This window comes from Corynebacterium breve (assembly GCF_030252165.1).
GTDB classification, from domain to species: Bacteria; Actinomycetota; Actinomycetes; order Mycobacteriales; family Mycobacteriaceae; genus Corynebacterium; species Corynebacterium breve.
On sequence record NZ_CP126969.1, the window covers coordinates 805,719 to 819,423 of the forward strand.

At 57.7% G+C, this 13,705-nt stretch carries 9 protein-coding genes; 3 read left to right on the plus strand and 6 right to left on the minus strand.

The window, feature by feature from the left end; genetic code table 11:
• The first annotated feature begins 33 nt into the window (after positions 1-33).
• The gene (locus QP027_RS04055; RefSeq protein WP_284826193.1) at positions 34-459 is read left to right on the plus strand and encodes a twin-arginine translocase TatA/TatE family subunit; all 426 of its coding nucleotides are present in this window, start codon (positions 34-36) and stop codon (positions 457-459) included.
• A gap of 2 nt (positions 460-461) precedes the next feature.
• Here QP027_RS04055 and QP027_RS04060 read toward each other — a convergent pair whose 3' ends face one another.
• From QP027_RS04060 to QP027_RS04070, 3 genes are read right to left on the minus strand one after another with little or no spacing between them, the layout of a single operon-like run.
• Entirely contained in the window at positions 462-1,595 is a 1,134-nt protein-coding gene (locus QP027_RS04060) for an Mrp/NBP35 family ATP-binding protein (protein ID WP_284826195.1), read from the minus strand.
• A 39-nt stretch (positions 1,596-1,634) separates the two neighbouring features.
• Positions 1,635-2,189: a DUF1003 domain-containing protein gene (locus tag QP027_RS04065; protein ID WP_284826197.1), complete on the minus strand. Its 555-nt coding sequence runs from the start codon at positions 2,187-2,189 to the stop codon at positions 1,635-1,637.
• Positions 2,182-3,486 carry a magnesium transporter MgtE N-terminal domain-containing protein gene (locus QP027_RS04070; protein WP_284826199.1) on the minus strand — a complete coding sequence of 435 codons (1,305 nt, stop codon included), beginning with the start codon at positions 3,484-3,486 and terminating at the stop codon, positions 2,182-2,184. The genes QP027_RS04065 and QP027_RS04070 overlap by 8 nt, the downstream gene beginning before the upstream one ends.
• 130 nt (positions 3,487-3,616) lie before the next feature.
• Here QP027_RS04070 and QP027_RS04075 point away from each other — a divergent pair, with 130 nt between their 5' ends.
• Positions 3,617-4,174 carry a YflT domain-containing protein gene (locus tag QP027_RS04075; protein ID WP_284826200.1) on the plus strand — a complete coding sequence of 186 codons (558 nt, stop codon included), beginning with the start codon at positions 3,617-3,619 and terminating at the stop codon, positions 4,172-4,174.
• A gap of 65 nt (positions 4,175-4,239) precedes the next feature.
• A complete protein-coding gene (locus tag QP027_RS04080) occupies positions 4,240-4,971 on the plus strand; it encodes a type 2 periplasmic-binding domain-containing protein (protein ID WP_284826201.1) in 732 nt (243 codons plus the stop codon).
• 89 nt (positions 4,972-5,060) lie between these two features.
• Here the strand turns inward: QP027_RS04080 and QP027_RS04085 are convergent, their stop codons facing one another.
• The 3 genes from QP027_RS04085 to QP027_RS04095 all read right to left on the minus strand — a co-directional run bounded on the left by QP027_RS04085 (position 5,061) and on the right by QP027_RS04095 (position 13,489).
• A complete protein-coding gene (locus QP027_RS04085; RefSeq protein ID WP_284826203.1) occupies positions 5,061-8,765 on the minus strand; it encodes a multifunctional oxoglutarate decarboxylase/oxoglutarate dehydrogenase thiamine pyrophosphate-binding subunit/dihydrolipoyllysine-residue succinyltransferase subunit in 3,705 nt (1,234 codons plus the stop codon).
• Positions 8,766-8,888: 123 nt separating this feature from the next.
• The gene (locus QP027_RS04090; protein WP_284826916.1) at positions 8,889-12,527 is read right to left on the minus strand and encodes an ABC transporter ATP-binding protein; all 3,639 of its coding nucleotides are present in this window, start codon (positions 12,525-12,527) and stop codon (positions 8,889-8,891) included.
• 56 nt (positions 12,528-12,583) lie between these two features.
• Positions 12,584-13,489, minus strand: coding sequence for a hypothetical protein (locus tag QP027_RS04095; protein WP_284826205.1), 906 nt, complete (start codon positions 13,487-13,489; stop codon positions 12,584-12,586).
• Positions 13,490-13,705: the final 216 nt, after the last annotated feature.

Sequence of the window (13,705 nt, forward strand, 5' to 3'; positions counted from 1 at the left end):
GACAGCACAGCGTGCGCGTACTAAGGTGGATGTGTGTTTGACAGTATTGGTTGGCTCGAGATTTTCGCCATCATCATTATCGGGCTTATCGTCATTGGTCCGGAGCGATTGCCTGGAGTCATCGAGGACATCCGCGCCGCAATTTTCGCAGCTCGACGCGCGATCAACAACGCGAAGGCAGAGCTCAATGGTGACTTTGGGGATGACTTCGAGGAGTTCAAGAAACCTCTCAACACCGTCAGCGAATACGCCGCATTAGGCCCGAAGCGTGCCGTAGCAAAAGTGCTCTTCGATGAAGATGAGCAGTTTCTCGATCAATTCGATCCGAAGAAGATGCTCGAAGAAGACCCAGCCGCCCCAGCGTCGCCTAAGCAGACAACCCAAAAGCCGGCCGAACAGCCCGAAGATAAGGGCGATTTTTCGATCGGCGGCGGTTTCTCCTGGGCGGATATTACTTAGCCCTATTTACGCGTGACCCCAAGGTTGAGAGATCTGCCTGCAAGGGAATCCTTACGCACAATGAGCTTATCGACGATTGCGTTAACCGCCTGAGCTGCAGGTGATTCCGGACTCGATACGGATAGTGGCGTCCCCTCATCGCCGTGGACTCGTAGCTCGGGATCTAGTGGGACAGAACCGAGCAGAGGTACCTTGGCGCCGGTGAGCACGCTGAGTCGGTCTGCTACTTGCTGACCACCGCCTTCACCGAAGATGTTCATCACACTTCCGTCAGGCATCGTCATGCCAGCCATATTTTCAATCACACCCGTGACGCGCTGGCGAGTTTGCTGGGAGATGGAACCAGCGCGCTCAGCAACCTCCGCAGCTGCTGCCTGTGGTGTCGTGACGATCAGGAGTTCGGCATTTGGTACGAGCTGAGCGACGGTGATCGCAACGTCACCAGTTCCAGGAGGAAGGTCCATGAAGAGGACATCCAGATCGCCCCAGAACACGTCTGCTAGGAACTGCTGGATAGCGCGGTGCAGCATTGGACCACGCCACACTACAGGCGCGTTGCCTTCGACGAACTGGCCGATCGAGATATGGCGCACATCGTGAGCGATCGGAGGCATGATCATGTCTTCCACCATGGTCGGCTGTTGGTCCTCGGATCCCATCAAGCCAGGAACAGAGTGGCCATAGATGTCAGCGTCGACGATACCGACCTTCAGGCCTCGCTTGGCCATGGCAGTAGCAAGGTTGACCGTCATCGAAGACTTGCCCACACCGCCCTTGCCGGAAGCTACTGCGAAGATGCGCGTGGTACTTCCGGGCTGCGCAAACGGAATTACAGGTTCGCTGTGATCACCACGCAGCTTTTGGCGCAGTGCCTTGCGCTGTTCGTCGCTCATGGCGTCCATGGTGACGGATACACTACCCACTCCGTCGAGTTCTTCTAGCACAGCGCGGGTGTTGCCCTCGATGGTGTCTCGCATCGGGCAACCAGCGATGGTGAGGTAGATTTCAACAGCTACATCACTGCCATCGATCTGGACGGATTTGACCATATCCAGCTCGGTGATGGGCTTTCCGATTTCGGGGTCCTCTACGCGGGAAAGCGCGCTGCGAACAGCGGATTCAGTCAAAGTACTCATATGGGTTTCTAGTATAGTCTGGCCGAAATTGTGCGAAACCTAATGATGCACATCGCCCTGGATCGGTGCGGAAAGATCAGCGACGGAGTCATTGTCCTCGGCGGCTGCGTCGTCGAGCTTTGCCTCGACACGTTCGAGCAAACTCTTCACGTCCTCTAGCTCTTTGCGCAGGTAGTCACGAGAGACCATGTCGCCCAATGAGAGGCGGACGCTGGCGAGCTCGCGGGCAAGGAACTCCGTATCTGCCTTGGTCTGCTCATCGCGTCGTCGGTCTGCGGACAAAGTGACCTTGTCTCGGTCCTCCTGGCGATTCTGGGCCAACAAGATCAGCGGTGCGGAATAGGCAGCCTGAGTAGAGAAGGCAAGGTTGAGCAGGATGAAAGGGTAAGGATCCCAGTTCCACCAAAAGCCGCCGATGTTCAGACAGATCCAAATGACAACGAAAACGGTCTGCCACATGAGGTAACGCCCAGTGCCAAAGAAGCGCGCTACTTTCTCGGCAGCGGCGCCGATTGTTTCGTCGTCAATGCGGAAGAGTCTTTTGCGCTGGGCGCCCACTGGGGTTTCTAGCGATGTGCGGTTGAAATCAGCCATGGGTCACCTCGTGTGGTTGTGCAGCCGGGGAGGGGCGGAGGTCCTGTTCGCGCCAATTCTCGGGGAGTAGGTGGTCGAGCAAGTCGTCGACGGAGACGGCACCGAGAAGGTGGCCAACTTCATCGAGGACAGGGCCACACACCAGGTTGTAGGTGGCAAAGTAGCGGGCCGCGGTTTCCTCGGAGTCGCTGGCGTAGAGTGGGGGCAAATCAGGATCCAAGATGCCACCGATCAGAGTGGAGGGCGGTTCGCGCAGTAACTTTTGCAGGTGGACACAGCCCAAGTACTTGCCGGTTGGCGTCGCAGTTGGCGGACGAACGACGAAGATCAGCGACGAAAGCGCCGTGGTCAGATCTGGGTCGCGCGCCAATGCGAGTGCTTCAGCGACAGTAGTTTGGGGCGTAAGGATGAGTGGCTCGGGGGTCATGAGCGCACCTACGGTGTTGGGGGAGAAGCTCATCAAGCGGCGAACAGGTGCTGATTCTTCAGGGTCCATCAGCTCAAGGAGAACTTCGGCCTTTTCATCGTCCAGCTCCTGGAGGATGTCGGCTGCGTCGTCGGGATCCATCTCTTCGAGGACGTCTGCTGCACGCTCGATGTCCAGCTGCTGCAACAGACTCTTCTGGTCGTCTTCTGGGAGCTCTTGGACCACGTCGGCAAGGCGTTCGTCGTCAAGCTCTCGGGCGAGGTTGTTGCGTTGACGTTCGGGCAGATCAGTCAGGTAATTTGCCACGTCGGCAGGTCGCATGTCGTCGAACAGAGCGATCTGTTCGGCCACAGATTCCATCGAGATCGTGGATGCCGCGGAAATGCCGTGGACATAGTTCCACGGCACGATGTCGAGCTTAGGAGCGCGTCCGAACTTGGGGCGCTGGGCGAAGACTGCGACCTTGGTGATGACCCAATCGCGGGTGCGGGTGCGCTCGACTTCAACATCGGCCACTTCGATGGCCTTGCCGTGCAGGTGCTCGAGATCGGGATCGTCGGTGTGCACTTTTGAACCGATGATGTCGCTGAGGACTGATTGTTCGCCCGCGCGGGGACGGAAAGTACGCATTGATACCGAGCCGGATACCAGTGTGATGTCGGTGGGATCGATGGAGGCGACGCGGAGCATCGGCAAGAAAATGCGACGTTTGTTGACCAGCTCAACCACAATGCCCAAGACACGGGACGGTTGCGGCACCGGGCGGATGGTCACGATGACATCGCGCACGCGCCCGATTACCTCGAAGTCTGGGCCACGTACCTGTAGGCCGGCCAAGCGACCGGCATACACTCGGGAAATTGCACTCATGTTCGCAATTTTAGCTGTCGTCGTGGAAAGTAGTCGCATTCTTATACGAGGCGGAACTATCTGACTCGCGTACCCGTTAACAATGTGAACAAGCATTCACCGTGGATCAATTAGGAGTGTGTTATAAGTAATGGCTGCTAGCCGCAACATCTTGCAACCGCGTCTACGCCCAAGTGGTTGGCCCGTGGGGAGTTTTAATAACTATGCCGAAGCTCAAGCTGCGGTGGACGCACTATCGGATCGTGCATTCCCGGTAGAGGAGTTGTCCATCGTTGGTGTTGATCTCATGGAAGTCGAAAAGATCACGGGTCGGCTCACCTGGGGCCGTGTACTGGCGGGCGGAGCCTTTGGCGGCGCGTTTTGGGGCCTATTCATGGGCCTGTTGCTCGGTCTCTTGGGCGGTCCGCTGTGGGCTCCGGTGATCATGGGTATCTTGATGGGCGCCGTCTTCGGACTTGTTTTCGCAGCAATTGGTTATGGCGCCACAGGTGGCCAGCGCGACTTTTCGTCGCAAACGCAGATCATCGCTGGCCGCTACGACGTCCTATGCTCTGCAAACCGTGCGACGGAGGCGCGCAACATCATCGCGTCGTTGAACGATCCTCAGGTCGCGGTTGAAGATGCGCCAGTAACTGCGGACACGTCTGAACCAGAGATCGCCGGCGAGGATTCTCCAGTCGAAAAATAAGCAGGGTAGGATCAACGTCTAGCCGCATCATGTGGCCAGAAAGGACGCCCGGGGTACACAACACCATGAAGCAACACCGGAAAAAGCACCGTGCACTAGCGGTAGTGGCCGCAATAACCACTGCGTCTGTCGTCCTAGTGGGATGTTCGGTCGAACCCCTTGAATCGCCATCGACTGATCACCGCCGGCTGCAAGACGAACCAATTTCCATCTCCATCAACTCTGGTTCGATGGAGCAAATGGTGTTGGGTGAGATCTACCACCAAGTGTTGCGTGCCCATGGGCGCTCGTCGAGTCTCGCAGTGGCGACGAAACCGGATGAACAAAATCAGATCAATCGTTTGCGTGAGCTCGATGCCAACTTCGTTATCGGTTGCACGGGAAATCTCCTGGGAAATTTGAACCCCACGACTGCCAAGGAAATGCGCGACGAAGTGGGGATCGTCAACATGAACACATACGAGCAAATAGAACTCAGCCATGAGGTTTATACCGAGTTTGTTGGCTCGCTTCCCGGCGATTTCATGACGATTGACCCCTCCCCAGCAGTAGGGTGTCAAGGCGCACCGTCGGATATTTTGTCGCAGAATATTGTGCCGGTTTTCTACAAAGGTCTATTCGACCGCGGCGAAATTAACGCGCTCAACACGATCACCCGAATCTTGACTACCGACGAGCTGCAGCGCTTGGTCGATCGCGCACGTCGCGTTGGATCGGCATCAGATGTCGTGGCAGCTTGGTTGGGGAGCAAGGCAGAAGAGCAAGAAGAGAAGAAAGACACCGAATCCTCGGAGTAGCGCGGCGCACTGCTCCAGCACCTTCTCAAGAGCCAAAAACAGCGGGTGCCCACCGAATTTGGTGGGCACCCGAGTTTTGTTCTCAGCCTTTACTTGGCAAATGCCTCGTCAAGCAACTGCTGCTCTTCCTGGGCGTGAACCTTTGCCACACCGGTAGCGGTGGTGGACTGCGCACGACGGGAGACACGCTTCATAGGCAGCAGATCCGGGATCAGCTCCTTGAGGTGCTCCTGGTAGAACGGCCATGGACCCTGGTTTGCAGGCTCGTCTTGAACAAAGCGAATTTCCTCGGCGTTCGGGTACGCACCGAATGCCTCGTTCAAACGGTTGAACGGGATCGGGTGCAGCATCTCGACACGAACGATTGCGACATCGTCGCGACCGTCCTTCGCGCGGCGCTTCTCCAGCTCGTAGTAGATCTTGCCGGAGCACAGCAGGATGGTCTTAACCTTGTCGGTATCGCCAACCTTATTTCCGTCCGCGTCGACCAAGTTTGGATCGTTGATCACGGAGCGGAAGCCGGTGGTCTTGGTAAAGTCCTCAGGCTGGGACACCGCTGCCTTGTTACGCAACATCGACTTAGGTGAGAACACAACCAGTGGACGTCGCATCTCACCAAGAGCTTGACGACGAATCAGGTGGAAGTGGTTAGCCGGTGTCGATGGTTGTGCAACCGTCATCGAACCCTCAGCGCACAGCTGGAGGAAACGCTCGATGCGTGCAGACGAGTGGTCAGGTCCCTGGCCCTCGTAGCCGTGTGGCAGAAGCAGGATCAGGCGGGACAGGAGGCCCCACTTGGTCTCGCCGGAAGCAACATACTCGTCGATGATGGTCTGCGCACCGTTGGCAAAATCACCGAACTGTGCCTCCCAAGCAACGACAGCATCTTCGTTACCGATGGTGTAGCCGTACTCGAAGCCCATTCCTGCGTACTCGGTCAGGGACGAGTTGTATACGAGGAACTTACCGCCGTTGTCGGCATCCACTGCGCTCTGGTGCAGTGGGTTGAAGCCCTCACCGTTGGTTGGATCGTAAAGAACCGCGTGGCGCTGGGTAAAGGTACCGCGCTGTGAGTCTTCACCAGCAAGACGAACGAGCTTGCCCTCGTCCGCCAAGGAACCGAACGCAAGGAGCTCGCCCCATGCCCAGTCGATGTCGCCCTTCGCCGCGGACTCTCCACGCTTCTTTAGCACTGAGCCGACGCGCTTGTTCGCGGTGAAATCCTCAGGCAGCTCAGCGTAAGCCTTTGCCAGCTTCTCCAGCATGCCCTGGTCAATGGAGGTATCCAGGCCCGTGGTCAGCTGCTGGGAGTGGGTGATGCCAGTCTGCTCGGAAGGCTTGCCCTCATTGGACTTGACATCAGTGAACACGGAGTCCAGCTGGTCGTGGAAGTCCTGAGCCGCGATCTTGGCTTCTTCATCAGTGATGTCGCCGCGACCGACAAGGTCATCGGTGTAGCGGGTACGAACCGATGGGTGATCGCCGATGCGCTCGTACATGAGTGGCTGAGTTACCGATGGGTCGTCAGCCTCATTGTGTCCACGCAGGCGGTAGCAGATGAGATCAATGAAGACATCCTTACCAAACTCACGGCGGTACTCGGTAGCAAGCTTTGCCACCCAGACCGCAGCCTCTGGGTCGTCGCCGTTGACGTGGAAGACTGGGCAGTCAAAGCCCTTAGCCAAGTCGGTGGAGTAGTAGGTGGATCGACCGGAGTCAGGGGTAGTGGTAAAGCCAATCTGGTTGTTAACGATGACATGGATGGTGCCGCCAACGGTGTAGCCAGGAAGCTGGGACATGTTCAGGGTCTCTTGAACGATACCCAGGCCAGCGAAAGACGCATCTCCGTGCAGCATCAGTGGAACAACGGAGTAGCCGTCCTCGGACTTGCCCTTGTCCAGGAAGTCCTGCTTGGCGCGTGCCATACCGACGAGGACAGGATCAACTGCCTCAAGGTGGGATGGGTTCGCAGCCAGGGAGACCTTGATCTCGCCGTCGCCGAACATCTGGGTGTACTCGCCCTCGAATCCGAGGTGGTACTTCACGTCGCCGGAACCGCCCTGCTGACCCGACTGCATGTTGCCTTCAAACTCGTTGAAGATGGTGCGAACTGGCTTGCCGACGATGTTGAACAAGACGTTCAGGCGTCCACGGTGAGGCATGCCGATGATGACTTCGTCTAGGCCCTGGCCTGCGGCTGTGTCGATGACCGAGTCCATCAGAGGAATCAAGGACTCAGCGCCCTCCAGCGAGAAGCGCTTCTGACCGAGGTACTTGGTCTGCAGGAAGTTCTCAAATGCTTCGGCAGCGTTGAGCTTCTGCAGGATGTACTTCTGCTCTGGGTTGGAAGGCTTTGGCATGCCTGCTTCCAGACGATCCATGAGCCAACGACGCTCGTCGCGGTCGAGGATGTGGGTGTACTCAGCGCCAACGTGCAGGGTGTAAGAGGAACGCAGACGGGTGAGAACCTCACGCAGCGTCATGGTCTCCTTGCCACCAAATCCACCGACGTGGAAAGTACGATCCAGATCCCACAGTGTCAGTCCGTGGGTTTCCATCTCGAGGTCGCGGGAGTCTGGCTTAGCCAAGCCTGGCTGGTGCCAGCCGATTGGGTTGGTGTCTGCCATGAGGTGGCCGCGAGAGCGGTATGCCTCGATGAGCTTCATAACGCGGGTGTTCTTATCCAGACCGGAGTTTGGCTGATCCTGTGCCCAACGCATTGGAGCGTAAGGGATCTGCATGGACTCGAAGATCTCGTCCCAGAACTTGTCGTCGATCAGCATCTGGGAGATGTCGCGCAAGAACTCACCGGACTCTGCGCCCTGGATCACGCGGTGATCGTAGGTGGAAGTCAGCGTAACAAGCTTGCCTACGCCCAGTTCAGCGAGGCGGTCCTCGGAAGCACCAGCGAACTCCGCTGGGTAATCCATTGCGCCAACGCCGATGATGGAGCCTTGGCCCTTGGTCAAGCGAGGAATGGAGTGGCGGGTGCCGATGCCACCAGGGTTGGTCAGTGACATGGTGACTCCCGAGAAGTCGTCCATGGTCAGCTTGTTTACACGCGCACGCTCAACGATGTCCTCATACGCATCGATGAAGCCGGCGAAAGTCTTGGTCTCGCACTCCTTGATCGCAGCAACGACGAGGGCGCGAGAGCCGTCCTTCTGAGGGAGGTCAATCGCAAGACCGAGGTTGATGTGCTCCGGCTGGATTACGAATGGCTTGCCATCCTTCAGCTCGTAACGCACGTTCATCGCAGGGTGAAGCATGGTGGACTTCACGATTGCCCAGCCGATGATGTGGGTGAAGGAAATCTTGCCACCGCGGGTGCGCTTGAGGTGATCGTTGATCTGGGCGCGGTTTTCAAACATGAGCTTGACTGGCATATCGCGAACGGTGGTAGCCGTCGGGATCTCCAGAGACTCGTCCATGTTCTTAGCGATGGCCTTGAACATGCCCTTGAGCTGCTTTTCAGAAGCCTCAGGCTGCTCCTTGATCTTGTCTAGCGGACTGACCTTTGGCTTTGGAGCCTTCTTCGCAGGCTGGGAGGCTGCTGGTGGTACCTCTTTGTCGGCGGTCTTGACCTCGGCACTCTTGGTGGACTTCTCGGCGGAAGCTCCGGTGTTTGAGGCGGCAGGGGTTGGCGCGGTCGCGCTAGGTGCAGTCTTGGGAGCGCCCTTCTTCTCGAAAAGCTCTCGCCACTCTGGATCCACGCTAGAAGGATCCTTCTGGAACTGCTGGAACATCTCGTCAACCAGCCAGGTGTTTTGGCCGAATGTACTTGCGCTGCTCACGGCAGGTGCTCGCCTCATTTCTTGGTGCTTTATGTTTAGTGTTCTTACGACTTTAATTGTCCATCATTCTCAAGCGCGAACTTGAGTGGATGAATTCCTGCTTACACAGTGTACCCACCCCCGTTAGCGGTTGGTTTCCCACATTTGGGCATACCTACCTTGGATCGAGAGAAGTAGGTCGTGTGATCCGTCTTCGATGATACGGCCTGACTCTAAAACGAGGATACGATCGGCCCGCCTAGCGGTAGCTAAACGGTGAGCGACGATCACAGATGTCCGTCCCCGAGTAGCGTTTGAGGAAGCGTCTAAGACAGCCTTTTCGGTAGCCGGATCAAGTGTTGCGGTGGCTTCGTCGAGAAGCATGACATCGGCGTCGATAAGCTCTGCGCGGGCCAGCGCGATGATCTGCCTCTGTCCTGCTGAAAGGCCTCTTCCGCGCTCGCCAACGTGGTGGTTGAAGCCGCCTGGAATCGCGGCAATTACATGGAGCGCGCCGATTTTGCGGACGGCATTTTCCACGTCCTCTTTGGAGAATTGGTCCAGACCGTAGGCGATATTGTCTGCGACAGTGCCTGGGAACAGGTAAGACTCCTGCGGGACTTGGGCAATTTGGCGCCTCCACTGCGGGATTGGGAACTCAGAAATGTCGGTCCCAGTGGCCTTTACCACCCCCGAAGAGGGGTCGTAGAATCTGGCGATGAGTTTGACCACTGTGGATTTTCCGGCGCCGGTCGGGCCCACTAGCGCCACGGTTTCTCCTGCGCGGAGAGTGACCGACAACTGATCCAACACGGGCGTGGCAGAGGGGTCCTCGGCGGACTGGTAAGCAAACGTCACGTAGTCGAATTCGAGCGGGCCTTCCGCTGCTTGGTGCGCCCTTGGATTAGTACCAGTGTCTGGCACTGTGGTTTGTGTTTCGAGAAGTTCAGCGATCCGGTTGAAACTCACAGTAGCTTGTTGCCAGGAATCGAAAATCTGGCCCAGCTGCTGAATCGGCCCGTACAACTGACCCAGGTACATGGTGAAAGCTACGACGACGCCAACGCTGAGCTCGCCTTGGGCAACACGCGACGCCCCGACGCCGACAACCACCGCCGTCATAACCTGAGAGATTGCTTGCATCCCCGGGAAGTACAACGCCACCAAGAGCTGAGAACGCATGCGCAGTCGCCGGTAGAGGTCCGATTCGTAGGTGAAATCTGCAAGCGCACGTGGTTCCATCTGATGCATTTGGCTTGTGCGGATGCCGCCGATTAGCTCAGCGAATTGCCCGTTGACGGCGGAAATCTGCATGCGGGCTTCCGTGTAATACTTTTTGGACAGCACGCGGAAAACCACTGTGGCCAGGATGATCACCGGCACTGCAAGTAGGGCGATTGCGGTTAAGGATCCGTCGGTGGCTACCAACATCACGCCGACGCCGAAAAGCGTTCCTACCGAGACGATTGCCTGAGCAAGACCTGTCTGAAGGAAGTTGGACAATGTATCGATGTCCGTTGTCATGCGCGTCATGATGCGGCCTGACAGATTCCTTTCAAAATAGGACACGCCTAGGCGCTGCAAGTGCGCATAACTGCGTAAGCGTAAACCGTAGAGGAGACGCTCGCCCGAACGGGAACTCAAGATCGTCATCGCCACGCTTGACGCCAACGCCACCAGCACAACCACTACCGCTACGCCCGCCACCGCCCACAGCGCGTCAGGCTGCTGAGCGACGATTCCGCGGTCGATCGCCGCGCGGATCAAAGTTGGGAAGGCGACATCGGCCATGACGCCGATGATCAGCAGCGAAACGACCCCGGCGATCAACCAACGCACAGCCGAGAAAAGGTCACGGATTCGAAATGGGCGATCCGCCCGGCGGAGCAACTCTGAGTCCAATTGTGGCTGTTCCGAGGCCTCTGGCAAATGTGCCAGCTTCGACTTGAGCTTTGGCGTAGCGGTGATGATGCCGCCGCGCATGCCCGGCCCACCACCTCCGCGGGGTCCAGCTCCTGGTCGGGCAGTGGTGACCAGGAAGTCAGGGTCTTCCACTGCCGCCACGTCGGGCCATAGTTCGGCGCTTGTGGGAATGCGCGGGGGCTCGTCGACAAGCGTTGGTGCCATGAGCGCCTGGTAGCTGGGGTGGATTGTCACTTGATCACGCGGACCATCAAGTACAACCCGACCGTTTTCTACAACAAGGACGCGATCGGCATGATCCACGGTGGATTGGCGGTGGGCCACCGCGATCACAGTAGTTTCGGCAAGCTCGGCGCGGAGGTTGCCCAGGATGAGTTTTTCGTTTTCGGCGTCGATGGCGCTGGTGGCATCGTCGAGAATCATCACCGAAGGCGCAGACAGCAGCGCCCGAGCGAGTGCGATGCGCTGCCGCTGGCCGCCCGACAACGTGAGGCCACGTTCACCAACCACTGTGTCGTAGCCATCCGAGAGCTTCTCGATGAACTCATCTGCGCGGGCAAGCTTGGCAACGCGCGCGACGTCCTCATCGGAGGCGGGAAGCCCCATCGTGATGTTGTCGCGCACTGATGCAGAGAACAGAAAAGCCTCGTCAAAGACACAGGTGACGCGTTGTCGGATCGATTCGATCGTCAGCTGAGAATACGGATAATCTCGCTTGCCGACGAGCGCGATGTCACCGAAATCCGGCTCGTAGAAGGCGCCTGCGAGTTGAACGGCCATCGACTTTCCCGCGCCCGGGCCGCCGACAACCGCAACGGTTTCGCCCGGCTGCACTGTGACGTCGAACCCGTTCAGGATGGTGTGGCCGTTGGAAGAAAAGCCAACGTTGCGAAACTCGATGCCCACGGGTTCGTCGCCAAGCGTGAGCGGATCGGCAGGGGAGCGGCGCTGAGGGCGAAGACGCAGGACATCGTCTAAGCGATCGACGCTGCTCATGCCCATTTGCAGGCCGACATATGTGTTGGTGAGCATGCTCATCAGCGAGGTCATGGATGTGAGATACGCCGTGAACGCGACGAATTCACCCACGGTGATCCCACCACGGATCGCCAGGATGCCGCCCACGATGATGGTGATTACTAGTGCGACATTGGGAAGCTGCGAGAGCAACGGGCGAAAGCGTGCGGTGAGCTTTGCGGCGCGCATCTTGACCGCGTATAGCTGCTTGCCCAGCGTTTCGAGTGTGTCAACGGCGCGCTCTTCTTTGCCAAAGGCTTTGACCACTCGAATGCCCGAGACGGTTTGTTCGACATGCTCGGCAAGATCTGCGGTTGCTTGCTGGTTTGCCCAGGTTGCGGCGTAGAGCGTCGTGCGTGAGCGGTTAGCGATGAACAAGATCACGGGCAGGAACGCCAAAGACAGCACGGTGAGCCACGGGGACATCGTGAGCATGACCGCCACGGTGACTACGAGCTGGACACTTCGCGAGACAGCCAGCGGAGTCATGGCCAGAACTGATTGGAATTGGTTGAGATCGCTGATCGAGCGCGAAACAATCTGGCCTGTCACAATGTCGTCTTGGCTAGGACCATCGAGCGAATTGAGGGTATCAAGCACCTCAACTCGCAGGTGGTGTTGCGATCCTATCGACAAATTGCCGGCGGACCAGCGACGCACGATCTGACCTGCGTATTGGATCAGCGCAATGGCAACCATGGTCCATGCGATGGTGGGGATCGAACCCGAAGCAGCACCTGTTGCAACGTCGATGGCCTTGCCGGTGAGGGCCGGGACCGCGACTTGAAGCAGAGTGGCCACGATCGCGCTGCCGAAAGCAATCGCAGTAGTAACTGGATTCATTTTGATGATGCGCCAGATCAGGCGCGCGCCGCGATTCGCGGGCAAGGACTGATCCACTAGGACTTCTTATCGCGCTTCAGGATAGAACCGACGCGCGCTGCTGCCTTTTTCAATGCGCCATCTTTGTCGTTGTCTGACTGCGTAGAGGCCAGTCGTTCAAGCTCGCGGACTTCTTCTTGGTCGATGTCTTCCATCTTGGTTACAGGCGAAATCTCAGTAAGGAATCGAGCCGGGGTGGGGCCAAGACTGTCGGATGCATTGCGGATCACCTGGCGGGCCAGCTTTCGGTTAACCAAGGTGCCTGCGATGGCGCCTAAGCCAAGCGGCAACAACTTGCCAATCCACGCACGGGTGAATTTGCGTGTGGCTCGGCGTACGGCGGTATTAAGCAGGCGGTTGTTCAGATCCTTTAGTGAAGGGCCGCTGAAGCGCGTGAGGCTTTTGGTCAGGCTGAGGTCCTTGACACTTTCGCCAAGAAGTGAATCGACGATTGCGGAGCCCTTTGCGCCGAGCAGAATTGTCAACACTAGGGCGCTGCGACGATCGGGGTCTTGAATATCGACACCGCGCAGGTAAGCACTAGCCACCGTGTAGACGGCTGCGAAATCGAGGAAGACCACGGACTCACCGGCCACAGCAGCGGCGCCAGTAAAGAAACCAATACCCGGGATCGCAGCAGCTGCACCTACGCCAGCGCCGGTGCCGGAGACGGTGGTGAGGAAGTGGCGGTCCATGATCTTCTGGATTTGCTCAGGAGTCGCGTCAGGATTTTTCCTACGCAGTCGGTCGACGTACTTCCTAATCGTCGATCCCTGAATATGCACAGCCTTGTCTACGGCACCGATCAGTGCGCGTCCGACTGTTCCAGCATTGGCTTCGATTGCCGCTGGGTCGGAGCCCATGGCGTCGGTAAGCACGGCGTCTTCTTGCTTCTTCTCCGCCTTAGTTCGTACACCGGTCATAGTGGCCTCCTTGGGTAGTGGCTTGGGTTTTGGCTTCGCGAGTGAGTAGTTACTATCAGCGTGCGCTTTCGTATCGTTTTATCTTGGTCGAGTGTAGATCGATTGCACTTTTCACAGCGCGCTCGAGCAAAGATATATTTCTATTTATCTACTTCTTGACCAAGTTGTGACCTGCGCAGTTCCGTTCCTCGCGGTTGCTTATCGACGAAAACCCAG